Annotated in this window: 22 protein-coding genes; 16 read left to right on the forward strand and 6 right to left on the reverse strand. The window is 71.2% G+C overall.

All coding sequences use genetic code 11. The features are described 5' to 3' along the window. Positions 1–20: 20 nt before the first annotated feature. Complete coding sequence (locus tag ACM9LD_RS16285; protein WP_415677702.1) at positions 21–1,943, forward strand: ArnT family glycosyltransferase; 1,923 nt, start codon at positions 21–23, stop codon at positions 1,941–1,943. Here ACM9LD_RS16285 and ACM9LD_RS16290 read toward each other — a convergent pair whose 3' ends face one another. From ACM9LD_RS16290 to ACM9LD_RS16300, 3 genes are all read right to left on the reverse strand, one after another. Continuing rightward, positions 1,944–2,267 carry a hypothetical protein gene (locus tag ACM9LD_RS16290; protein WP_415677626.1) on the reverse strand — a complete coding sequence of 108 codons (324 nt, stop codon included), beginning with the start codon at positions 2,265–2,267 and terminating at the stop codon, positions 1,944–1,946. A 21-nt stretch (positions 2,268–2,288) separates the two neighbouring features. Beyond that, on the reverse strand, positions 2,289–2,849 hold the full coding sequence (locus tag ACM9LD_RS16295; RefSeq protein ID WP_415677627.1) for a Uma2 family endonuclease: 561 nt from the start codon (positions 2,847–2,849) through the stop codon (positions 2,289–2,291). A gap of 162 nt (positions 2,850–3,011) precedes the next feature. Next, positions 3,012–3,407 carry a RidA family protein gene (locus ACM9LD_RS16300; RefSeq protein ID WP_415677628.1) on the reverse strand — a complete coding sequence of 132 codons (396 nt, stop codon included), beginning with the start codon at positions 3,405–3,407 and terminating at the stop codon, positions 3,012–3,014. Between the two features lie 124 nt (positions 3,408–3,531). On the opposite strand from ACM9LD_RS16300, the gene ACM9LD_RS16305 reads away from it, so the two are divergent. Continuing rightward, complete coding sequence (locus ACM9LD_RS16305) at positions 3,532–4,500, forward strand: helix-turn-helix transcriptional regulator (protein ID WP_415677629.1); 969 nt, start codon at positions 3,532–3,534, stop codon at positions 4,498–4,500. A gap of 3 nt (positions 4,501–4,503) precedes the next feature. Here the strand turns inward: ACM9LD_RS16305 and ACM9LD_RS16310 are convergent, their stop codons facing one another. Continuing rightward, positions 4,504–4,995: an SRPBCC family protein gene (locus tag ACM9LD_RS16310; RefSeq protein WP_415677630.1), complete on the reverse strand. Its 492-nt coding sequence runs from the start codon at positions 4,993–4,995 to the stop codon at positions 4,504–4,506. 66 nt (positions 4,996–5,061) lie between these two features. Between ACM9LD_RS16310 and ACM9LD_RS16315 the strand changes: the two genes are divergently transcribed. From ACM9LD_RS16315 to ACM9LD_RS16355, 9 genes are all read left to right on the forward strand, one after another. Further along, on the forward strand, positions 5,062–7,047 hold the full coding sequence (locus ACM9LD_RS16315) for a thioredoxin domain-containing protein (RefSeq protein ID WP_415677631.1): 1,986 nt from the start codon (positions 5,062–5,064) through the stop codon (positions 7,045–7,047). Between the two features lie 193 nt (positions 7,048–7,240). Further along, the gene (locus tag ACM9LD_RS16320) at positions 7,241–8,299 is read left to right on the forward strand and encodes a 3-deoxy-7-phosphoheptulonate synthase (RefSeq protein WP_224645844.1); all 1,059 of its coding nucleotides are present in this window, start codon (positions 7,241–7,243) and stop codon (positions 8,297–8,299) included. 110 nt (positions 8,300–8,409) lie between these two features. After that, a complete protein-coding gene (locus tag ACM9LD_RS16325; protein WP_415677632.1) occupies positions 8,410–8,943 on the forward strand; it encodes a DinB family protein in 534 nt (177 codons plus the stop codon). After that, positions 8,936–9,688, forward strand: coding sequence for an SDR family NAD(P)-dependent oxidoreductase (locus ACM9LD_RS16330; protein ID WP_415677633.1), 753 nt, complete (start codon positions 8,936–8,938; stop codon positions 9,686–9,688). Before ACM9LD_RS16325 ends, ACM9LD_RS16330 begins: the two co-directional genes overlap by 8 nt. Before the next feature lie 90 nt (positions 9,689–9,778). Next, positions 9,779–10,639, forward strand: a complete 861-nt coding sequence (locus tag ACM9LD_RS16335) for an ABC transporter permease (RefSeq protein WP_415677634.1) — start codon at positions 9,779–9,781, stop codon at positions 10,637–10,639. Continuing rightward, positions 10,636–11,694: a taurine ABC transporter substrate-binding protein gene (locus ACM9LD_RS16340; RefSeq protein ID WP_415677635.1), complete on the forward strand. Its 1,059-nt coding sequence runs from the start codon at positions 10,636–10,638 to the stop codon at positions 11,692–11,694. The genes ACM9LD_RS16335 and ACM9LD_RS16340 overlap by 4 nt, the downstream gene beginning before the upstream one ends. After that, on the forward strand, positions 11,691–12,476 hold the full coding sequence (locus tag ACM9LD_RS16345) for an ABC transporter ATP-binding protein (RefSeq protein ID WP_415677636.1): 786 nt from the start codon (positions 11,691–11,693) through the stop codon (positions 12,474–12,476). The genes ACM9LD_RS16340 and ACM9LD_RS16345 overlap by 4 nt, the downstream gene beginning before the upstream one ends. Before the next feature lie 72 nt (positions 12,477–12,548). Further along, a complete protein-coding gene (locus ACM9LD_RS16350; RefSeq protein WP_415677703.1) occupies positions 12,549–13,349 on the forward strand; it encodes an isoprenyl transferase in 801 nt (266 codons plus the stop codon). Positions 13,350–13,472: 123 nt separating this feature from the next. Beyond that, a complete protein-coding gene (locus tag ACM9LD_RS16355; RefSeq protein ID WP_415677637.1) occupies positions 13,473–14,471 on the forward strand; it encodes an oxygenase MpaB family protein in 999 nt (332 codons plus the stop codon). Positions 14,472–14,487: 16 nt separating this feature from the next. Here the strand turns inward: ACM9LD_RS16355 and ACM9LD_RS16360 are convergent, their stop codons facing one another. Then, positions 14,488–15,096: a TetR/AcrR family transcriptional regulator gene (locus ACM9LD_RS16360; protein WP_415677638.1), complete on the reverse strand. Its 609-nt coding sequence runs from the start codon at positions 15,094–15,096 to the stop codon at positions 14,488–14,490. 45 nt (positions 15,097–15,141) lie between these two features. Further along, positions 15,142–16,065 carry a type I pantothenate kinase gene (gene coaA / locus ACM9LD_RS16365; protein ID WP_415677639.1) on the reverse strand — a complete coding sequence of 308 codons (924 nt, stop codon included), beginning with the start codon at positions 16,063–16,065 and terminating at the stop codon, positions 15,142–15,144. Positions 16,066–16,110: 45 nt separating this feature from the next. On the opposite strand from coaA, the gene ACM9LD_RS16370 reads away from it, so the two are divergent. From ACM9LD_RS16370 to ACM9LD_RS16390, 5 genes are all read left to right on the forward strand, one after another. Further along, entirely contained in the window at positions 16,111–17,322 is a 1,212-nt protein-coding gene (locus tag ACM9LD_RS16370) for a DUF885 domain-containing protein (RefSeq protein ID WP_415677640.1), read from the forward strand. Positions 17,323–17,331: 9 nt separating this feature from the next. Next, the gene (glyA, locus tag ACM9LD_RS16375; protein WP_415677641.1) at positions 17,332–18,630 is read left to right on the forward strand and encodes a serine hydroxymethyltransferase; all 1,299 of its coding nucleotides are present in this window, start codon (positions 17,332–17,334) and stop codon (positions 18,628–18,630) included. 28 nt (positions 18,631–18,658) lie between these two features. Continuing rightward, complete coding sequence (locus ACM9LD_RS16380) at positions 18,659–19,096, forward strand: hypothetical protein (RefSeq protein WP_415677642.1); 438 nt, start codon at positions 18,659–18,661, stop codon at positions 19,094–19,096. Positions 19,097–19,128: 32 nt separating this feature from the next. Continuing rightward, positions 19,129–19,959, forward strand: a complete 831-nt coding sequence (locus ACM9LD_RS16385) for an acyl-ACP desaturase (protein WP_415677643.1) — start codon at positions 19,129–19,131, stop codon at positions 19,957–19,959. Positions 19,960–20,223: 264 nt separating this feature from the next. Then, entirely contained in the window at positions 20,224–21,531 is a 1,308-nt protein-coding gene (locus ACM9LD_RS16390) for a PhoH family protein (RefSeq protein ID WP_224645860.1), read from the forward strand. Positions 21,532–21,603: the final 72 nt, after the last annotated feature.

Consider the following 21,603-nt stretch of genomic DNA (forward strand, 5'->3'; position numbering starts at 1 on the left):
GGGTGGCGTCCGTGAAGTACATGACTCCACGGCGCTGCGCCGTGACCGCCCTGCTCGCCGCTACGGCGCTGCTGTACTGCTGGAACCTGTCGATCAGCGGCTACGGCAACGAGTTCTACGCCGCCGCGGCGCAGGCCGGCGGGCTGAGCTGGAAGGCCTGGCTGTTCGGCTCGCTCGACCCGGGCAACGTGATCACCGTCGACAAGCCGCCCGCGGCGCTGTGGGTGACGGGCCTGTTCGTGCGCGTCTTCGGCCTCTCGTCCTGGTCGATCCTGCTGCCGCAGGCGCTGATGGGCGTCGGGACCGCCGGGCTGGTGTACCTGACGACGTGCCGGCTCCTCGGCTCGCTTCCGTCGCGGATCGCGACCGGAGGGGCGCTGCTGGCGGGAGCCGTGTGCGCGCTGACCCCGGCGGCGGTGCTGATCTTCCGGTTCAACAACCCCGACGCGCTGCTGGTGCTGCTGATGACCGCGGCCGCCTACTGCACCGTGCGGGCGTGCCAGGCCGCGTCGTGCCGCTGGCTCGTGGCGTGCGGCGCGCTGCTCGGCTTCGCCTTCCTCACCAAGATGTTGCAGGGCCTGCTGGTGCTGCCCGGGTTCGGCCTCGCGTACCTGCTGTTCGCGCAGACCTCCTGGCTGCGGCGGGCGCGGGATCTGGTGCTGGGTGTCGTGGCCGTGGTGGTCGCGGCCGGCTGGTACGTGCTCCTGACGGTGCTGTGGCCCGCCTCCTCGCGCCCGTACATCGGCGGCTCGAAGGACGGCACCTTCATGGACCTGGTGCTCGGGTACAACGGCCTCGCGCGGATCGTCGGGAACAGCGGCGGCGACTCCGGCTTCGGCGGCGGAACGGGCATGCCCGGCGGGATGGGCGCGACGGGCACCGCCTTCGGAGGGCCACCCAGCATCGCGCGACTGTTCAGCAATGAGTTCGGCAACGAGATCTCCTGGCTGCTGCCCGCGGCGCTGCTCGTGCTGGCGATCGGTCTCGTGCTGGTGGCGCGGCGTCGCCTGGATCGTGATCTCGCGCTGGGGCTCACCGTCTTCGGCTCCTGGCTCGGGGTGACCGGTGTGGTCTTCTCCTACATGAGTGGCACCGTGCATCCGTACTACACCGTGGCACTCGTCCCGGCGATCGCGGTGCTCGTGGGCGGCGGCGCGGCCGGCGCGTGGAGCCGCAGGTCGACGGTGCCGGGCGTGCTCGCGCTGGTCTCTCTGGTGGTGGCCGCCGGTGGCTGGGGCATCGTCCGAGCGTGGCGGGCGGGGTACGCCTGGCCGTGGCTGGGAATCGTCGTGGGCGTGCTGATGGCTGCGGCGATCGTCGCGCTGGTCGTGACCCGGCGCGGTTCCGGCCGGGCGGTCGCCGCCGCACTGGTGCTCGCGCTGCTCGCCGGTGGCGTTGCGACGGCGGCGTTCTCCGTCTCGACGGCGGGTACCGCCCACAGTGGCGGCGTGCCGACCGCCGTGAAGACCGCGAAGTCCGGCGACATGTTCGGCGGGCCGGGTGGGCGTGAGGGGAAGGCACCGTCGGGCGGCGGAACGAAGATCGAGCTGCCCGCGGGCGTGGAGCTCCCGGACGGCGTGAGCGCTGACGACATCAACGCGGGCAAGGGGCCCGGCGAGCAGAAGGCCGACCCCGAGCTGATCGCCCTGCTCAAGGACACCACCACGCAGTGGGCGGCCGCGGTCAACGGCGCGCAGAGCCAGGGGTCGCTGCAGCTGAACTCCGGGCGGCCGGTGATCGCGATCGGAGGGTTCATCGGCACCGACCCCGCGCCCACACTCGCGCAGTTCCAGCAGTGGGTGAAGGAGGGGAAGGTCTCGTACTACGTCGCCTCCGGCGGCTTCCGCCCCGGCGGCGGGAAGTCCGAGATCCAGAGCTGGGTGGAGAAGAACTTCACCGCCACGAAGGTCGGGAGCGCGACGGTCTACAAGCTGGTGGTGTAGTCATTCGCCGTGATCTCGCGTCACTCGTGCCGTCAATTCGGCTACCCGCGCGTCGACGTCGGCGAGCACCTCGAAGATCCTGCGTCGTTCCGCTGTGGGAAGGCGGCGGTGCTGCACGTCGAGTACCGCAAGGGCCTGGTGCTCGGTCCACTCGAATCTTTCCATCAGCCGGACCTTTGCGGTATCGACGTCCTCGGCCGCGTAGAGGAGCTCGTGCACTGTGCGATGTTCGGTCAACGCCAGGGCGATAGCAGCGAGGATGCTCCGCCGCGCAGACTCCTCGGCGAGAAGTTCGACGTCGGTCGGTGAGCTTCTCCGGTTCATCTTTCGCCCTTCGGCTGACGCTCAGCCTCGGAGATCCACGGTGACCGCGAACGGGAGGGACGTGTTCACGGTGCCGGTGAACACGTCACCGTCGCGATATGCCTGGGCCGCCGGGTCGAGCACGTAGGTGTACACGATCGGGGGTTCGTCGGCGGTCTGCTGGACGCGCCAGTAGTACCGGATTCCGGCCTTGGCGTATTGGTCCGCCTTGACCACGCGGTCCGTGGTCTCCGAACCCGGGGAGACGACCTCCACCACGAACAGGACGTCAGCGGGACGGGTGGGGGAGACGTCGATCGATTCCGCGCGGTAGACGATCACGTCGGGGCGCCGGTTGGTCAGCGGTACTTCCTGCAGGCGGACGTCGAAATCGGTGTCGGCGTTCCACTCCTCGCCCGCTGCGGCATCAAGGGCGTTCGTCAACAGGCGGGCGAGGCGGTTGTGGCGTTTCGATGCTCTAGGGCTCACGACGACCATTCCGTCGACGATCTCGATGCCAGCGCACTGCTCCTCGGACCAGGAGTCGTACTGCTCGGCACTGATCTGCGAGCGCATCCACGACGGCGCGACAAGTTCCGTCACGAGCGCCTCCTTCGCGGATGAAATGCGGCTGCTTCGAGGATACGTCGGTCGAGAGCCGAATCAACCGCGGCTCGGAGCGGTTCGCGGGGGAGACGCCCACGGCGGCGGTCACGCCGGACGGACGCCTGCGCCGGTGGGACCGGCGCGGGCGGCACCGTCGGGCTAGGCGACGGCGGTGCCCTCCAGCTCCACCTTCTGCCCCGGGATCGCGAGCCGCGTCACGCCGAGCATCGTGGTGGTGGGGGCGACGCCCGCGGCGCCGAGGCGCGCCGCGAGGACACCGTAATGCGGGAACAGCTCGTCGATGTCCGTGCTGTAGACGTTCAGGCGAACCAGGTTCGCGAGCGACATCCCGGCCGCGTCGAGCACGGCCTCGAGGTTGTCCACAGCGAGCGCGAGCTGCGCCGCGACGTCGCCGTCGTGCTCGGGTCGACCGTCGGGGCTCATGGCGGTCTGTCCGGAGACGAACAGGGTCCGGGTGTGCCCGCTGACGAGCTCGCCCTGGTTGAACCCCAGCTCCTGTGACCAGGCCACCGGGTTGACTGCCGTACGTTCCATGTCACTTCTCCGATCGGTGCGGCGGGCGTCCGGCGGTCCCGTGACCACCCGTCGACACCCGTACGACCAGGTTCGCAACGAATCACGTCACCTTGTGTCGTGATTTTCGGCGAGAATGTCAGGCATGCGTGCCGATCGACTGGTCTCGCTGGTGCTCCTGCTGCGCCGGCGCGGGCGGATGACGGCCGATGAACTGGCCGCGGAGTTGGAGGTGTCGCCGCGCACCGTGCAGCGCGACATCGACGCGCTCTCGACCGCCGGGGTTCCCGTCTACGCCGATCGCGGGCGCCGCGGCGGCTACTCCCTCCTGCCGGGCTTCCGTACCGAGCTGACGGGCCTGAATCACGACGAGGCCCTCGCGCTTCTCACCGCGGGGGCGGGCCCGGGGCGCAGGACCTTCGGCCTCAGTGGCGCCCTCGCGTCCGCGATGCGCAAGGTCGTCGACGCCTTGCCCGAGGGAAACCGCGCGGAGCTGGACCGGGCCGCGGCACGCTTCCTCGTCGAGCCCGAGGCGGATCTGCTGTCGCGGCGCGCGGCGGTCGAGAGCGTCGACCCGCACGTGATCGGCGAGGTGCGTCGCGCCGTGCTCGCGGGCCGGGTGCTCCGCTTCCGGTACGGCGCGCCCGAGAAGGAGCCGCGGTGGCACACCGTCGACCCGATCGGCCTCGTCACCGTGCGCGACCGCACCTACCTGCTCGCGGCGAAGGCGGGGGAGGACCGCACCTACCGGGTGTCGCGCATGCTCGCGGCCGAGGTGCTCGCAGACGCCGCGGAGCGCCCGGCGCAGGTCGACCTCGACCGGATCTGGGCCGATCGCAGCGCGCAGTTCCTCGCGGAGAACCACATTCCGGTTCTCGTCCGCGTCGAGGCAGCGCGACGCGACGAGCTGCTGAACCATGCGCGCGCCGTGCGCGCCGAAGTCGTCGAGCCCGACGGGCGGGTCCGACTCGACCTGTCCTTCGAGGACCTGCGCCATGCGGTCTGGGCCCTCTGGCAGCTCGACACCGCCGCTGAGGCGCTCGCGCCCGAAGAGTTGCGGGCGGCCCTGCGTGCTCGCGCGGAGATCCTCGCGGACCGGTACCGGGTCACCTGACGATCAGGCCCCGTGGTCGCGGACGTCCGTCCCGTGCTCGGCGAACGCCTTGAAATCCTCCATGTGCCGCAGCTGCTGCTTGCGGAAGACGCCGGGGATGAGGAGCGCCATCAGCCGCATCAGGGGATTGCGGAAGCGGTACTCGTTCTCGCTCTCCCACAGGGTCCGGTCCGGGCCGGCCTCCGTCAGCCGCTCGCGCGCGGCGTTCCACATCCCCGCGCCCTCGATCTCCCGTTCGAACCGCACGACGGTGCCCGTGGGGATCGCGTGGAGGTCCGCCGGCTCGCGGCGGGTGACGGTCTCGGTGAGCTCCATCGTCTGCTTCCCCGACCGCAGCACGACGCGCGACACCGTGCCCACTTCGCCGTGCTCCCCGCGCACCGGCTCGTGGACCTCCATGCCCCGCAGCCACATCGGCAGCTGCGCCGGGTCGGAGAGCAACCGAGCGACCTGCTGCAGCGGCCGGGCGATCTCGATCGAGGTCGTGCACTTCATGTGGCCGACGCTAGTCGCCGCTCGTCGACCACGCGCCGGGTCGGCGGTGTGAGGCAGGATGGGGACATGAACCGTCTCGGCGCGTCCACCAGCCCGTACCTGCGCCAGCACGCGGACAATCCGGTGCACTGGCAGGAATGGGGCGAGGCCGCGCTGGCGGAGGCGGCGGAACGGGATGTGCCCATCCTGCTCTCCATCGGCTACGCCGCCTGCCACTGGTGCCACGTCATGGCGCACGAGTCCTTCGAGAACGAGGCCATCGCGGCGCAGATGAACGCCGGCTTCGTCTGCATCAAGGTCGACCGCGAGGAGCGCCCCGACCTCGACGCGATCTACATGAACGCCACCGTCGCCATGACCGGGCAGGGCGGCTGGCCCATGACCTGCTTCCTCACCCCGTCCGGCGAGCCCTTCTACTGCGGCACCTACTACCCGCCGGAGCCCCGCAACGGGCAGGCCAGCTTCCCGCAGCTCCTCGATGCCATCACCGACACCTGGCGCGACCGGCGCGACGAGGTGAGCCGCGTCTCCGGGCAGGTGGCCGCGCACCTGCGGCAGGCCTCCGCCGGCCTGCCCGACGGTGCCGCCCCCTCCGCCGACGACCTGGCCGGGGCGGTGCGCGCGATCTGCGCCGACGAGGACCCGTCGGGCGGCTTCGGCCGCGCGCCGAAGTTCCCGCCGTCGGCCACCGTCGAGGCCCTGCTGCGGCACCACGAGCGCACCGGTGACCCCGCCTCCTACGGCGTCGCCGTGCGCTGCGCCGAGGCGATGGCCCGCGGCGGCATCTACGACCAGCTCGCCGGCGGCTTCGCGCGGTACGCCGTGGACGCCGACTGGGTGGTGCCGCACTTCGAGAAGATGTTGTACGACAACGCCCTTCTGCTCCGCTTCTACGCCCACCTGGGGCGGCGCACCGGTTCGCCGCTCGCCCTGCGGGTCGCGGACGAGACCGCGGACTTCCTGATCCGCGACCTCGGGGTCGACGGCGGCGGGCTCGCGTCCTCGCTCGACGCGGACACCGTCGTCGACGGGCACGGCGTCGAGGGCGCCACCTACGTGTGGACGCCGGCGCAGCTCGTCGAGGTGCTCGGCGAGGCCGACGGTGCCTGGGCCGCGGAGGTTTTCGCGGTCACCCCGGCCGGCACCTTCGAGCACGGCACCTCGACGCTGCAGCTGCGGGGCGAGCCCGACCCGGTGCGCCTCGCCGACGTGCGGCGCCGGCTCTACGACGTCCGGGTGCGGCGACCGCAGCCCGGCCGCGACGACAAAGTGGTCACCGTCTGGAACGGCCTCGCGATCACCGCGCTCGCGGAGGCCGGCCGGGTCGACGAGGCGGCGGCCGTCGCACAGTACGTGCTCGGGAGCCATTGGGATGGAACACGACTGCGTCGCAGCTCGCTCGGCGGAGCGGTCGGCGAGGCCGACGGCATGCTGGAGGACTACGCCGCACTCGTCACCGGGCTGCTCGCGCTGGCGCAGCACGCGGGCGACTCCGGGGAGGACGAGTCCGACTGGGCCGCAGCGGCGGCCGCGATCCTGGACGCCGCGATCGTGCGCTTCGCCGACCCCGCGGCGGACGGGAGCTGGTACGACGCACCGTCGGACGGCGAGACGCTGTTGACCCGCCCGCGCGACCCCGCGGACGGCGCCACCCCGGCCGGCGCGAGCCTCGTCGCCGAGGCCCTCACCTATGCGGAGGCGCTGCTCGGGGAGCGCTACGCCCCGCTCGCCGCGGCCACCCGGGCCCGCTCCGGAGAGCTCATCCGCCGGGTGCCGCGCGGGGCGGGCCACCACCTCGCCGTCGCCGAGCAGGCGGCGGCGGGGCTCCAGATCGCGGTCGCCGACGGCACGGGCGCCGCTGCCCTGGTGGCGGAGGCGCGCCGCCTCGCCCCCGGCGGCGCGGTAGTCATTGCCGGAGCTAAAGATTCGCATCCGCTGCTGGAGGGGCGCGGCCCCGTCGACGGTCGGGCGGCGGCGTACGTCTGCCACGGCACCGTCTGCTCCCTGCCGGTCACCGACGGTGAGACGCTCGCCACAGAGATCGCGCGATAGCTGTGCTATGTTCGGCTCGTGGGTATGAACGCGTATTGGCGCTTTACCGAGGCTCCGGGTGGAGCCGGCGGTGATGCGCGCATGCGCGGATAATCCCGACCGTACGAACCCGGAGCCGAAGGCAGCGAGATCACTCGCTGCCTTTTTCTATGGCACCGGAAGGGATCTGGTGCCGCCACCAGGAAGGTTTCTCATGACCATCGAACTCGATACACCGGCGTCGACATCGAACCGTCGGGTCTCGGCGTTCCACGCGATCCCCTCGCCCGCGCAGCTGCGCGACGAGCTGCCGCTCGCACCCCGTCTGGCCGCGCAGGTCGAGGCCGATCGCGCCGCGGTCGCCGACGTCATCGCGGGCCGTGACCAGCGGCTCCTCGTCGTGGTCGGCCCCTGCTCCGTGCACGACCCCGAGGCCGCGCTCGACTACGCCCGCCGGCTCAAGCCGATCGCGGACGAGCTGGCCGACGAGCTGCTCGTCGTGATGCGTGTGTACTTCGAGAAGCCGCGCACCACCGTCGGGTGGAAGGGCCTCATCAACGACCCCGGCATGGACGAGAGCTACGACGTGCCCCGCGGCCTGCGCACCGCCCGGCAGCTGCTGCTCGACATCCTGGAGATCGGCCTGCCCGTGGGCTGCGAGTTCCTCGAGCCGACCAGCCCGCAGTACATCGCCGACACCGTCGCCTGGGGCGCGATCGGCGCTCGTACCACGGAGTCTCAGGTGCACCGCCAGCTCGCGTCCGGGCTGTCGATGCCGATCGGCTTCAAGAACGCCACCGACGGAAACGTCTCCGTCGCGATCGACGGGGTGCAGGCGGCCGCCGCCCGGCACGTCTTCTTCGGCACCGATGACGAGGGCGCCGCCGCCGTGGTCGAGACCGTCGGCAACGACAACTGCCACGTCATCCTGCGCGGCGGCCGCGGTGGGCCGAACTTCGACGCCGCCTCCGTCTCCGCCGCCGTCGGCGCGCTGGAGAAGGCCGGCCTCGCCCCGTCGGTGATGGTGGATTGCTCGCACGCCAACTCGGGCAAGGACCACGTCCGGCAGGCCGAGGTCGCGCGCGAGATCGCGGGCCGCCTCGCCGCGGGGGAGAAGGGGATCTCCGGCGTGATGCTCGAGTCCTTCCTCGTCGCCGGCGCGCAGCAGCCCGGCCCCGGCCCGCTGGTCTACGGCCAGTCCGTCACCGACAAGTGCATGGACTTCGCCACCTCCGATTCGGTGCTGCACGACCTGGCCGCCGCGCTGCGCTGAGCGGATGGCTCACGATTTCGTGTTCTGGTGCGGTACGCGTGCGTCAGAGCAGGTGTACCTGCGCAGAACCCGAAATCGTGAGCCGTCGGCCGCGCAGTAGATTCGTGGGCGTGGCGATCACACCGGACACCAAGGACTGGACGTGGGTCATCGAGCGGGCCTGCCCGGCCTGCGGATTCGACCCATCGACGGTCCGCCGCGACGATGTGGCCGACCGCATCGCGCGGTCGGCGGAGGGCTGGGACGCGGCGCTCGCCCGCCCCGATGCGCGGGACCGGCCCGACGAGCAGACCTGGTCGGTGCTCGAATACGGCTGCCACCTGCGCGACGTGCACCGGATCATGCGCGAGCGCCTGGGCTTGATGCTGGCGCAGGACGGTGCCGCCTTCGCGAACTGGGACCAGGACGTGACGGCCGTCGAGGACGCCTACGGCGAGCAGGACCCCGCCACCGTCGCCGCGCAGCTGGCCGCCGAGGCCGCGGCCTTCGCCGCGGCCTATCGCACCGTCGGCGACGAGGACTGGGCGCGGACGGGCCTGCGCTCCAACGGCTCCGCGTTCACCGTCGAGTCCTTCGCCGTCTACGCCCTGCACGACCTGGAACACCACCGCATCGACGTGGGAATGGAGAACACGCATGGCTGAAGTCGCCGTCGTCACCGGAGCGAGCAGCGGGATCGGGGCCGCCACCGCGCGGCACCTGGTGCGCGCGGGGTTCGACGTGGTGATCGGAGCCCGTCGCGTGGAGCGGCTGGAGGACCTCAAGCGGCAGCTCGAGGCCGAGTACCCCGAGCGGATCGTCACCGCGCTACCGCTCGACGTCTCCGACGTGGACTCGGTGAAGGCCTTCACCGACGCGATCGAGAAGGTCGACGTGCTGGTCAACAACGCCGGCGGCGCGCTCGGCGTCGACCGGATCGAGACCGCCGACGAGGCCGACTGGTCGCGCATGTACGACATCAACGTCCTGTCGATCCTGCGCGTCACCCAGGCGCTGCTGCCGAAGCTGCGGGCGTCGCCGGCCGCGAGCGTCGTGACCATCGGGTCCGTCGCCGCGCTCGAGGCCTACGAGACCGGCGCCGGCTACAACGCCGCCAAGCACGGCGCCCGCGCGGTGACCCGCGTGCTGCGCCTGGAGCTCAAAGGCGAGCCGATCCGCGTCATCGAGATCGATCCCGGCCTCGTGGAGACCGAGTTCTCCGTGGTCCGCCTCGGTGGTGACCAAGCAGCGGCCGACAAGATCTACGAGGGCGTCGACAACCTCACGGCCGACGACATCGCCGACGCCGTGACCTGGACCGTCACCCGCCCGCCGCACGTGAACATCGACTCGATCCAGATCATGCCCCGGGACCAGGTCGCCGCCCGCAACGTGCACCGCCGCACCTAACGATCACCACGATTCGAACGGTTCCGATGCGAACCGCGGCCTGACAGAGTTTCCTGTTCGTGTGCCCACTGGGGCGCCGGAGAGGAATTCATGGCCGGGGAGCCCCCGCTACTGAGGGTCAAGAACGCCGTCATCGAACCGCTGCCGCTGGCAGTCAGGTCGTGGCTCGTCCGCATCATCGCGCTGCTCGTCTTCGTCGCCGTCTGGTGGCTGGTGAGCGGGCTGCGCCTGATCGACGAGACCTTCCTGCCCACGCCGAAGGCGGTCTGGGACGCCGCGGTGCGCGCGAGCACGTGGCACCAGGTGGCGCCGGGCGTGCCGCGCGAGGTGCTCGGCGAGCAGAACTACTTCCTGTGGGAGCACCTGGTCGCGAGCCTGCAGCGGATCTTCGCCGGCGTCGGCGCTGCGATCATCATCGGACCGCTGCTGGGCTTCGCCATGGGCACCTCGAAGACGATCAACACGATCATCGAGCCCTACCTGAACTTCCTGCGCGCGCTGCCGCCGTTGGGCTACATCGGCCTGCTCATCGTGTGGTTCGGCATCGGCGACACGTCGAAGATCTGGCTGCTCTTCCTGGCCGCCTTCCCGGCGATCGCGATCTCGACGGTCAACGGCGTGCAGGGCGTGAGCGTCGATCAGATCAACGCGGCCCGCGCCCTCGGCGCGAACCGGCTGCAGACCATCCGCGGCGTGATCGTCCCGGCGACGTTGCCCGAGGTCATCAACGGCATCCGCATCGCCGTCGGCTTCGCGTGGACCACCGTCGTCGCGGCCGAGCTCAACAACGGCATCCCCGGCATCGGCGGCCTCGCCTACCTCGCCGGCCAGCAGCTCAACACCCCGCTGACGATCGCCTGCATCATCGTCATCGGCGTCACCGCGCTGCTGCTGGACTCGCTCATCAAGTGGATCGGCCTGCTGGCCGTCCCGTGGAAGGGGAAGGCATGAACCGCCTGAAGCGCCTCGCGCGCACGGCGCTCGTGGTCGGCACCGTCGGCCTCACCCTGACCGGCTGCATCGTCGAATCCGGCCGCGCCGAACAGTCCCGCTCCATCGGCGGGACCACGGCGTGCCCCGTCGACCCGGACCCGACGGTGACGGGCACCGTCCGGATCGGCTGGCAGGAGATCCCGAACGGCGACCTCGTCGTCAAGGACACCGGCCTGCTCAAGACCTGCCTGCCCAACGTGAACGTCGTGTGGAGCAAGTTCGCTTCCGGCGGCGACGTGATCCAGGCGTACGGCGCCAACAGCCTCGACGTCGGCCTGCTCGGCAGCGCCCCCGCGGCGAAGGCGCTCAGCGCGCCGCTGAACATCGACATGAAGGTCATCTGGATCCAGGACCGGATCGGGGCCGCGGAGTCGCTCGTCGCGCGCGGCGACGGCATCAAGACCGTCGCCGACCTCAAGGGCAAGCGCATCGCCGTGCCCTTCGCGTCGACCGCGCACTACAGCCTGCTCACCGCCCTGGACAAGGCGGGCGTCACCGACGCGCAGGTCATCAACCTGGCCCCGGACGCCATCCGCGGCGCGTGGGGCGGCGGGCAGATCGACGCGACCTACATCTGGGAGCCGACGCTGAGCCAGCTCAAGGGGACCGTGCTCACCACGAGCGCCCAGGTCGCCGAGCAGGGCGCGCCGACCTACGACCTCGAGGGCGCCCGTGGCGACTTCGTGAAGAACAACCCGGCCTTCCTCAAGATCTGGACCGCCGCGCAGGGTTGGGCGGCGAACCTGCTGAACACCGATCCGAACAAGGCGGCCGAGCACATCGCGGGCCAGCTCGGCGTGCCGCTGGACCAGGTCCTCACGCAGATCAAGGGCTACGCCTACTTCGACGCGAAGACGCAGGGCGGCCCCGACCATCTCGGCGGGCAGCTCGGCGCCGACATCCGCCGGACCGCCGAGTTCCTGCTCCAGCAGGGGCAGGTCCAGGGCGTCGCGCCGGCGCAGCACTACACCGACGGCGTCTACGCCGCCGCCGCACAGGGGGTTTCCAAGTGACCGGGACCGAACGCGTCGAGCTGACGGGGGTCGGCAAGACCTACGACACCGCGAGCGGGCAGACCATCGCGCTGCAGCCGACGGACCTCACGATCGAGCCGGGCGAGTTCGTCTCCATCGTCGGCCCCTCGGGCTGCGGCAAGACGACCCTGCTGCGGCTAGTCGCCGGCTTCGAGGACCCCACCGAGGGCGTCGTCGAGGTCGGCGGCGCGCGGGTGACGGCACCGTCGGCCGACCGGGGCGTGGTCTTCCAGGCCCCCACCCTGTACCCCTGGCTGACGGTGCGCGGCAACGTCGAGTTCGGGCCCAAGGTGAGCGGCGTCGGCAAGACCGAGCGGCGCGAGCAGGCGCAGAAGCTGCTGGACCTCGTGGGCCTCGGCGACTTCGGCGACAAGCGGCCCTACGAGCTCTCCGGCGGCATGCAGCAGCGCGCGCAGATCGCCCGCGTGCTGGTCAACGATCCCGCGATCGTGCTCATGGACGAGCCCTACGGCGCGCTCGACGCGCTCACCCGCGAGCGGCTGCAGGTGGACCTGCTCAAGATCTGGCGGGAGGCGGGCAAGACCATCGTCTTCATCACCCACTCGGTGGAGGAGGCGGTGTTCCTGAGCACCCGCGTGCTGGTGATGAGCGCCCGCCCGGGCCGCGTGGTGATCGACCGCAAGGTCGAGCTGCCGGGCGACGGACCCGACACCGTGCGCGACCCGTCGGTGACCGGAACGCCCGAGTTCCAAGCCCTGCGTACGGAGCTCGCCGCCGCGATCTACGCCGCGCACGGGTGAACCTCAGCGGGAGCACAGGTCACGCGGCGTAGTGTTGCCACCGTGGTGAGTGCCCCCAAACTGCCCGTGTCGCTGCCCACGGACGCGGCCCGCAAGCTCGTCTCGCCGGCCTACGCGCTCTACGAGCGACGGCTGGTGAACGAGCTCACCAACGCGTATCGCGACGGAGCGCAGCGGCCACGCCACGTGGCGGTCCTCTGCGACGGCAACCGCCGCTGGGCCCGTGCCGCCGGGTTCACCGACGTGAGCCACGGCTACCGCATGGGCGCCAAGAAGATCGCCGAGATGCTCGAGTGGTGCGACGAGGCGGGCATCGAGCTCGCCACCATCTACCTGCTGTCGACCGAGAACCTGCAGCGCGATCCCGATGAGCTCGCGGCGCTGCTGGAGATCATCACCGACGTCGTCGAGGAGATCTCCGGCCCGGACAAGAACTGGTCGGTGAAGATCGTCGGCGCGATGGACCTGCTGCCGCCCGACGCCGCGCGCCGGCTCACCGCCGCCGCCGAGGGCACCAAGGGCCGGACGGGCACGCACGTCAACGTGGCCGTCGGGTACGGGGGGCGCAAGGAGATCGTCGACGCCGTGCAGTCGCTGCTGCGCAGCGAGCTCGCCGACGGGATGTCGGGGCAGGAGCTGGTGGACGCGGTCACCGTCGAGGGGATCGACCAGCACCTGTACACCAAGGGGCAGCCCGACCCCGACCTGGTGATCCGCACGTCGGGGGAGCAGCGGCTCTCCGGCTTCCTGCTGTGGCAGAGCGCCTACAGCGAGATCTGGTTCACGGAGGCCTACTGGCCCGAGTTCCGGCGCGTGGATTTCCTGCGCGCGCTGCGCGACTACGCCGCGCGGCACCGTCGGTTCGGGGCGTAGAACCCGTCTGACCTGCGTCGACCGCTCATGTGAGTGGCGATCGAGAAATTTCTATCACCGCCCCCTGGTGACGCGCACCACACGCTGTTACGATTCGATTATCAGTCGTAACAGGAGGTTGGAATGACGGAACTCGCGGAACGTCCGGCGGTGTCGACCGCGCCCGAGCGGTACGGGCCGGAGTCGCGCTTCATCGACCCGCTGGGAATCGGTGGGACCGTGGCGGGGCAGTGGTCCTTCCTGCCGATCAACGGCGCCGCGTTCGTGATGCAGCTGATGCACCCGGTCATCGGCGACATCGTGGGGGAGTTCAGCGTCGCCTACACCGACCCCGTCGGCCGCGCGATCCGCTCGATGGACTCGGTGCAGCGCTGGTACTTCGGCGAGGACGCCGCGGTCGAGGAGGGCTACCGGCTCCGCGCCCAGCATCAGCCGCTGCAGATGCGCAACGCCGAGGGCAAGCACATCAGCGCGCTCAATCCGGAGGCGTACGGCTGGGTGATAGCGACCGGCACGATCACGGGCATCGATTCGCTACCGCGCAGCCTCGGTCGCCCGCTCTCCGACGCGGAGGTCCACGAACTCTTCGATGACTCGCGCAAGCTCGCCGCGATCGTCCAGGTGCCCGACGGTGCCGTCCCGTGGGAGCCGGAGGCCTTCGCGCGCTACTACGAGGACATGCTCACCAAGCTGATCGCGCATCCCGGCGCGCTCCAGTTCCTCGACGACTTCGCGCACGGCAACCCGCCGCTGCCGCCGGAGGCGGGCCCGTTCCTCCGCGCGATCGAGCCGGCGCTCAAGCCGATCGGCGTCTCGGTGAACCGCGCCGTGTACCTGCTCACGGTCGGGGTGCTGCGCCCCGAGGTGCGCGAGATCCTCGGCGTGGGGTGGACGCGCCGCGAGGAGTACTCGTACCGCGCCGTGACCGCTGCGATCCGCCAGGCGTACAAGGTGATCCCCGAGCGGGTGGGCTACACGCCGCTGGCGTACTACGCCCGGGGGAAGGCCCGCGCCCTGCGGGCGATGAAGCAGCGGGACCTGCCGGACTTCACCGCGTTCCAGCGCGAGCGCACGCCGGAGCAGCGCGCGATGGCGCCGGCGGCCCGGTGCCCGTTCGGCTGAGTTCGGAGGGCCCGGGTCACTGCACGAGGGGGACGAGCGCCGTGCGTGCGTAGGCACGCGCGGCGTCGTCGTCCTCCAGATCGAACGGGGCAGGGGAGACGGCGAAGCACGCCGTGGTCAGGCGGACCAGGGCGTCGGCGCGGACGTCGGTCGCGTCCCCCGGCATCGTCCCGGCCTCCTGCTCCTGGACGATCATCGCGCGCACGAACCGGATGCCGTGCCGCACCGTGTCGAGGCGCTCGTCGGCGAACAGCTCCGCGCGTTCCCGCGGATCCGCGGGCACGAGGCCGCGCCCCGCCCGGCAGCACAGCACGAACACCTCCTCGATCCGCGTCGGGACGTCGGGGGTCGTCGCGACCACGTCGGCCGTCTGGGTGAACAGCCGGCCCAGCGTCCACGCCAGTGCGGCCGCCAGGATCTCGTCCTTGGAGCCGAACCGCCGGAACAGCGTCATCCGGCTCATGCCGGCCTCGGCGGCGATCTTCTCCACGGTCGTGCGACGGGTGCCGTCACGGCTGAGGGCACGCAACGCGGCTCGGTAGACGTGCGCGTCGGCGTCGTCGACGTCCGTGTGCGCGCCCGCCTGCAGCAGGAGTTCGGGCAGCGAGGCTCCGGGGCGGGTCATGGTGATCGATCGTAGGCCCGACGGTGCGCGGCCGGACGCGGACCGTCAGAGCTTGCGCAGCCGAACGCGATTGATCGAATGATCGGAGTCCTTGCGCAGCACCAGCGTCGCGCGCGGGCGCGTCGGCAGGATGTTCTGCACCAGGTTCGGGCGGTTGATGCCCGCCCAGATGCCCTCGGCACGGTCGCGGGCCTCGGTGTCGGAGAGCCCGGCGTAGTGGTGGAAGTGCGACGACGGGTCGGCGAACGAGGTGGTCCGCATCGACAGGAAGCGGTCGACGTACCAGCGCTCGATGTCCTCGATCCGCGCGTCCACGTAGACGGAGAAGTCGAACAGGTCCGAGACCATGAGCCGCGGCCCGGTCTGCAGCACGTTCAGGCCCTCCACGATGAGGATGTCGGGCCGCCGCACGTGGATGAACTCGCCGGGCACGATGTCGTAGAGCTGGTGCGAGTACAGCGGCGCGGTCGCGTCCTCGGCGCCCGACTTCACGGCCGTCACGAAGCGCAACAGCGACCGCCGATCGTAGGACTCGGGGAAGCCCTTGCGGTGCATGATGCCTCGTCGTTCCAGCTCCGCGGTGGGATGCAGGAAGCCGTCGGTGGTCACCAGATCAACCCGGGGGTGCGAATCCCACCGCGCGAGCAGCGCCTGCAGGACGCGCGCCGTGGTGGACTTGCCGACCGCCACCGATCCCGCGACGCCGATGACGAACGGGACCTGCGCGTTGTGCCGCTGCTCGCCGAGGAAGGTCGCGGTCGCGGCGTAGAGCCGCTGCCGCGCCGCCACCTGCAGATGGATCAGACGGGAGACCGGGAGGTAGACCTCGGCGACCTCGGCCAGGTCGATCTGCTCGCCGAGGCCGCGGAGGTCGGACAGGTCGGCCTCGGTCAGCGACAGCGGCGTCGACTGCCGGAGCTCGCGCCACTGAGCGCGGTCGAGCTCGATGTACGGGCTCGGTTCGCTCACCGGACTCCGCTCCCCGCGTCGGACATGGGTTCTAGTCTGGCACGCATGGAGGAACTGAGCGTCACCGACCGTTACCTGCGGCTGGGCCTGCGGTTCGACCGCATCGAATCCGGTTTCGTGGACGCCTACTTCGGCGACCCGGCGCACCGTCGGGCGGTGGAGGCCGAGGACGCGCCCGAACCCGCCCGCCTCGCCGCCGAGGCCCGTACCCTGCTGCGCGACGTCGCCGCCGATACGGCGCTCACCGCGCCGCGCCGCGAGTTCCTGGCCGGGCACGTCGCCGCGCTCGAGTGCTCGGCGCGCAAGTTCGACGGTGCGCCGATCGGCTTCGTCGACGAGGTGAAGGCCTACTTCGACGTCGACATCGCCATGGGCGACACCGCCGACTACGAGGCGGCGCACGCCGCGCTCGACGAGCTCCTGCCCGGCGCGGGCCCGCTCCAGCCCCGCATGCAGGCCCAGCGCGACCGCTTCCTGGTGCCCGCCGAGCGCGTGCCCGAGGTGGTGGACGCGCTGGCCGGCGCCCTGCGGGACGTCGTGCGCGGGCGGTATCCGCTGCCCGAGGCGGAGACGGTCGCGTTCGAGATCGAGATCGACAAGCCGTGGTCCGGCTTCAACTACTACTTGGGCGACTACCGGTCGCGGGTCGCGGTCAACGGCGACCTGCCGCAGTACCTCTCCTCGCTGCCGCACCTCATCGCGCACGAGGCATACCCGGGGCACCACACCGAGCACTGCCGCAAGGAACAGCTGCTGGTCGCGGGGGAGAACCAACCCGAGCAGACCATCTTCCTGGTCAACACCCCGCAGTGCCTGATGGCGGAGGGCCTGGCCGACCACGCGCTGGGCGCCGCGATCGGCCCCGGCTGGGGAGCGTGGGCGCAGGAGATCTACGCCGACCTCGGTCTCTCCTTCGACGGGGAGCTCGCCGAGCGGATCGCGGCGGCCTCGTCGGGCCTGCTCCCCGTGCGGCAGGACGCCGCGCTGCTGCTGCACGATCGCGGAGCGAGCGAGGACGACGTGGCCGCCCACCTGCAGCGCTGGGGTCTCATGGCCGAGCGCAGCGCGCGGCAGTCGCTGCGCTTCGTCGGCTCGCCCCTGTGGCGGGCGTACATCAGCACCTACGTGGAGGGCTACGCGCTGCTCGGTGCCTGGCTCGATCGTGCCGATTCCGGGCCGGCGCGGCTGGACCGGTTCGGACGGCTGCTCGACGAGCCCCTCACCCCGTCTGCGCTGCGGCGGGAGCTCGCGGCTTAGGATGACCGCATGAGCGATTCCAGCGTGAACTCCGCGTCCCTGGCCGAACTCGATCCCGAGGTCGCGGCCGCCATGAACGGCGAGCTCGCGCGGCAGCGCGACACGCTGGAGATGATCGCCTCGGAGAACTTCGTGCCGCGCGCCGTGCTGCAGGCGCAGGGCTCCGTGCTCACCAACAAGTACGCCGAGGGCTACCCCGGCCGCCGGTACTACGGCGGCTGCGAGTACGTCGACGTCGTCGAGGACCTCGCGCGCAACCGGGCCAAGGAGCTCTTCGGGGCGGAGTTCGCCAACGTCCAGCCGCACTCCGGCGCGCAGGCCAACGCGGCCGTGCTGCAGGCCCTCATGGAGCCGGGCGAGACCCTCATGGGCCTCGACCTCGCACACGGCGGCCACCTCACGCACGGCATGCGCCTGAACTTCTCCGGCAAGCTCTACGAGAACGTCTTCTACGGCGTCTCCAAGGAGGATCACCGGGTCGACATGGACGAGGTGCGCAAGATCGCCCTCGACTCCAAGCCCAAGGTGATCGTCGCCGGCTGGTCGGCGTACCCGCGGCAGCTCGACTTCGCCGCCTTCCGCTCCATCGCCGACGAGGTGGGCGCCCACCTGTGGGTCGACATGGCGCACTTCGCCGGCCTCGTCGCCGCGGGCCTGCACCCCAGCCCCGTGCCGCACGCCGACGTGGTCAGCTCCACCGTGCACAAGACCCTCGGCGGTCCCCGCTCCGGCATCATCCTGGCGAAGCAGGAGTGGGCCAAGAAGCTCAACTCCGCCGTCTTCCCCGGCCAGCAGGGCGGCCCGCTCATGCACGTGATCGCCGCCAAGGCCGTCGCGCTCAAGGTCGCGGGCACGGAGGAGTTCCGCGAGAAGCAGCAGCGCACGCTCGACGGTGCCAAGATCCTCGCCGAGCGCCTCGGCGGCAAGGACGTGGCCGACGCCGGCGTCACCGTGCTCACCGGCGGCACCGACGTGCACCTGGTGCTCGTCGACCTCCGCAACAGCGACCTCGACGGCCAGCAGGCCGAGGACCTCCTGCACGAGGTCGGCATCACCGTCAACCGCAACGCGGTGCCCTTCGACCCGCGCCCGCCGATGGTCACCTCCGGCCTGCGGATCGGCACCGCGGCCCTCGCGAGCCGCGGCTTCGGCGCGAAGGAGTTCACCGAGGTCGCCGACATCATCGGCACCGCCCTCGCGCAGGGCAAGGCCGCCGATACCGCCGCGCTGCGCGCCCGCGTCTCCGCGCTGGCCCTCGAGGTGCCGCTGTACGAGGGCCTCGAGGACTGGGGCCTGCTCTCGCGCTGACCGGCGACGCCGGGGGAGGGATCGTCGGATGAAGCGGACGGGAGTGATCGCCGGGATCGCGACCGTCCTCGCCGTGGCCGCCGTCGCGGTCGTCGCGGTCCTGCTCACCTGGTTCCGGTCCGACGAGAACGTCGAGTGCAGCGGCCGCGCCTACAGCGGGGGCCATCCGGCCGTCGTCTACGGACAGGGCCTCACCAGTCGCGCGACCGCGACGCCCACGACACAGCCCGACGGGCGGCCCGCGCAGCGGGCGATCACGCTCGGGGTCGGTCGGTCGGAGCAGCTCGCCGGCCGGGCGGCCGATTACACCGTGGTCGGTCCCGCCGGGGTCGTGGAACTGGCGGATCGGGAAGTGGCGGCCGCGTCGGACGGCTGCCGGATCACCCAGACCGATCGGTACGTCGAGGTGACGGGCCGCTCGCCCGGCGTGGTCGCGGTCGCCGGGGTCGTCGTCACCGTGGTTTGAAGGCCGGGTGGGCGCTGCCTTACAGTGTCCGGGTGACTTCCAGCACTTCAGAGGACGACCTGACGCTCGCCATCGACAAGGCGCTGCCGGACATCCGCGCGGCCTACGTCGAGGCCGGCGACGCCTGGCAGCCGCACGACTACATCCCGTGGGACGACGGCCGCAACTACGCCTTCCTCGGCGGCGAGGACTTCGTTCCCGCCGACGTCAAGGTCGACGCGGTGGTCAGCAACGGCCTCATCCTGGGCCTGCTGACCAAGGACCACCTGCCGTCCTTCCACCGCCTCCTGGCGCAGCACCACCTCATCGAGTCGGACTGGGGCAAGTTCGTCGGCCACTGGACCGCCGAGGAGAACCGCCACGGCATCGCGCTGCGCGACCACGTCGTGGTCAGCCGCACCTGCGACGTCGAGCAGCTGGAGATGTGGCGTCTCGAGGCAGTGACCCGCGGCTACCGGCAGTACGAGGGCACGCGCGACGAGATCCACGTGGCCGAGCAGATCGCCATGGTGATCGTCCACGAGGCGCTGTCCGCCGACTACTTCGACCGCCTCGCCGACTACGCCGAGAAGGCCGACGGCACCCCGGCCGGCCTGGTCACCACCCTGCGCAAGGTGGCGAACGACGACCGCGTGCAGCAGCAGTACTGGACCGAACTGCTCACCGTCGCGCTCGACGTCAACGAGGGGCACGTCAAGGACGCCCTGGTGGGCCAGGCGCGCCTCGCGTCGCCCATCGGCGCCGAGACCGCCGACGGCCTGGACGAGGCCCGCCGCATCGTCACCGAGGCCGGCATCAGCTCGCCCGAGCGCGATCGCGAGATCCTGAACGGTCTTCTCGCGACCTGGGGTCTCGCCCTGTAACAACGGTTCCCGGCCCGTAACGAAGTGTTCACGAACGCGCCGCGCAGCCTCCGGGCCGCGCGGCGCGTTCGGCGTTAGTTTGGCGGTGACGGATTGCGGGGAAGCAGTTCGTCCCGGGAGGTTCCAACCGTGACTCGACTCATCGTCGCGAGAGGGCCGGCCCCGGTCCTCGTCGTCGGGGCGTAGACCACGCACCGAGGCGTTTGGACCGGCCGGCCACAGCTACACGCTTGCGCGGGCGCCGCGCAGGCTAGGAGCGTCACCGTGTCTTTCCGTGAGACCCCCCGCACGTACGTGCTCGACACCTCCGTCCTGCTGTCCGATCCCTGGGCCATCACCCGCTTCGCCGAGCACGACGTCGTGCTCCCGCTCGTGGTGATCAGCGAACTCGAGGGCAAGCGTCACCACGCCGAGCTCGGCTGGTTCGCCCGCGAGTCCCTGCGCATGCTCGACGACCTGCGGCTCGAGCACGGCCGCCTCGACCAGCCGATCCCCACCCCGGGCGGCGGCACGGTCCAGGTCGAGCTGAACCACATCGATCCGACGGTGCTGCCGGTCGGTTTCCGCACGGAGACCAACGACGCCCGCATCCTCGCGTGCGCGCTGAACCTGCGCGCCGAGGGCCGCGACGTGGTGCTGGTCTCGAAGGACATCCCGCTGCGGGTCAAGGCGGGCGCGGTGGGCCTCGACGCCGACGAGTACCGGGCGCAGGACGTGGTGACCTCCGGCTGGACCGGCATGGAGGAGCTCGAGGTCTCGCGCGAGGTGATCGACGCGCTGTTCGCGGGCGGGGTCGTCGATCACGACGCCGCGCGCGAGCTGCCGTGCAACACGGGCGTGCGGCTGCTGGGCGGCACGTCCAGCGCGCTCGGCCGGGTGACCGCGGAGAAGCAGCTGCAGCTGGTGCGCGGCGACCGCGAGGCCTTCGGGCTGCACGGCCGCAGCGCGGAGCAGCGCGTCGCGCTCGACCTGCTGCTCGACGAGTCGGTGGGCATCGTCTCCCTCGGCGGCAAGGCCGGCACCGGCAAGTCCGCGCTGGCGCTGTGCGCCGGCCTGGAGGCCGTGCTGGAGAAGCGCACGCAGCGTAAGGTCGTCGTCTTCCGCCCGCTCTACGCCGTCGGCGGCCAGGACCTCGGGTATCTGCCCGGCTCCGAGAACGAGAAGATGGGGCCGTGGGCGCAGGCCGTCTACGACACCCTCGACGGGCTCGCCTCGCCGGAGGTGATGGACGAGGTGATGTCGCGCGGGATGCTGGAGGTGCTGCCGCTCACGCACATCCGCGGCCGCTCGCTGCACGACTCCTTCGTCATCGTCGACGAAGCGCAGTCGCTGGAGCGCAACGTGCTGCTCACGGTGCTCTCACGTCTCGGCTCGGGTTCGCGGGTGGTGCTCACGCACGACGTCGCCCAGCGTGACAACCTGCGCGTCGGCCGGCACGACGGCGTCGCCGCGGTGATCGAGAAGCTCAAAGGGCACCCGCTGTTCGCGCACGTCACGCTCACCCGGTCCGAGCGCTCGCCGATCGCGGCGCTGGTCACCGAGATGCTGGAGGAGTTCGCGCCCGGCGCGTAGCTCGATCCGAAACCGGTCTCCAGCGCGACCACGACGGAAATACTTCGCCGCGAGGTCCCTGGAGCCCGGTTT

It is taken from the genome of Tsukamurella hominis (assembly GCF_965137015.1).
GTDB classification, from domain to species: domain Bacteria; phylum Actinomycetota; class Actinomycetes; order Mycobacteriales; family Mycobacteriaceae; genus Tsukamurella; species Tsukamurella hominis.

What these genes read in the sequence shown, in the direction of transcription:
- ACM9LD_RS16355 (WP_415677637.1), top strand. Translation starts at nt 13,473, where the DNA reads ATGACGGAACTCGCGGAACGTCCGGCGGTGTCGACCGCGCCCGAGCGG.
- ACM9LD_RS16335 (WP_415677634.1), top strand. Translation starts at nt 9,779, where the DNA reads ATGGCCGGGGAGCCCCCGCTACTGAGGGTCAAGAACGCCGTCATCGAA.
- ACM9LD_RS16315 (WP_415677631.1), top strand. Translation starts at nt 5,062, where the DNA reads ATGAACCGTCTCGGCGCGTCCACCAGCCCGTACCTGCGCCAGCACGCG.
- ACM9LD_RS16290 (WP_415677626.1), bottom strand. Translation starts at nt 2,267, where the DNA reads ATGAACCGGAGAAGCTCACCGACCGACGTCGAACTTCTCGCCGAGGAG.
- ACM9LD_RS16285 (WP_415677702.1), top strand. Translation starts at nt 21, where the DNA reads ATGACTCCACGGCGCTGCGCCGTGACCGCCCTGCTCGCCGCTACGGCG.
- ACM9LD_RS16370 (WP_415677640.1), top strand. Translation starts at nt 16,111, where the DNA reads ATGGAGGAACTGAGCGTCACCGACCGTTACCTGCGGCTGGGCCTGCGG.
- ACM9LD_RS16305 (WP_415677629.1), top strand. Translation starts at nt 3,532, where the DNA reads ATGCGTGCCGATCGACTGGTCTCGCTGGTGCTCCTGCTGCGCCGGCGC.
- ACM9LD_RS16320 (WP_224645844.1), top strand. Translation starts at nt 7,241, where the DNA reads ATGACCATCGAACTCGATACACCGGCGTCGACATCGAACCGTCGGGTC.
- ACM9LD_RS16300 (WP_415677628.1), bottom strand. Translation starts at nt 3,407, where the DNA reads ATGGAACGTACGGCAGTCAACCCGGTGGCCTGGTCACAGGAGCTGGGG.
- glyA (WP_415677641.1), top strand. Translation starts at nt 17,332, where the DNA reads ATGAGCGATTCCAGCGTGAACTCCGCGTCCCTGGCCGAACTCGATCCC.
- ACM9LD_RS16380 (WP_415677642.1), top strand. Translation starts at nt 18,659, where the DNA reads ATGAAGCGGACGGGAGTGATCGCCGGGATCGCGACCGTCCTCGCCGTG.
- ACM9LD_RS16360 (WP_415677638.1), bottom strand. Translation starts at nt 15,096, where the DNA reads ATGACCCGCCCCGGAGCCTCGCTGCCCGAACTCCTGCTGCAGGCGGGC.
- ACM9LD_RS16330 (WP_415677633.1), top strand. Translation starts at nt 8,936, where the DNA reads ATGGCTGAAGTCGCCGTCGTCACCGGAGCGAGCAGCGGGATCGGGGCC.
- ACM9LD_RS16310 (WP_415677630.1), bottom strand. Translation starts at nt 4,995, where the DNA reads ATGAAGTGCACGACCTCGATCGAGATCGCCCGGCCGCTGCAGCAGGTC.
- ACM9LD_RS16340 (WP_415677635.1), top strand. Translation starts at nt 10,636, where the DNA reads ATGAACCGCCTGAAGCGCCTCGCGCGCACGGCGCTCGTGGTCGGCACC.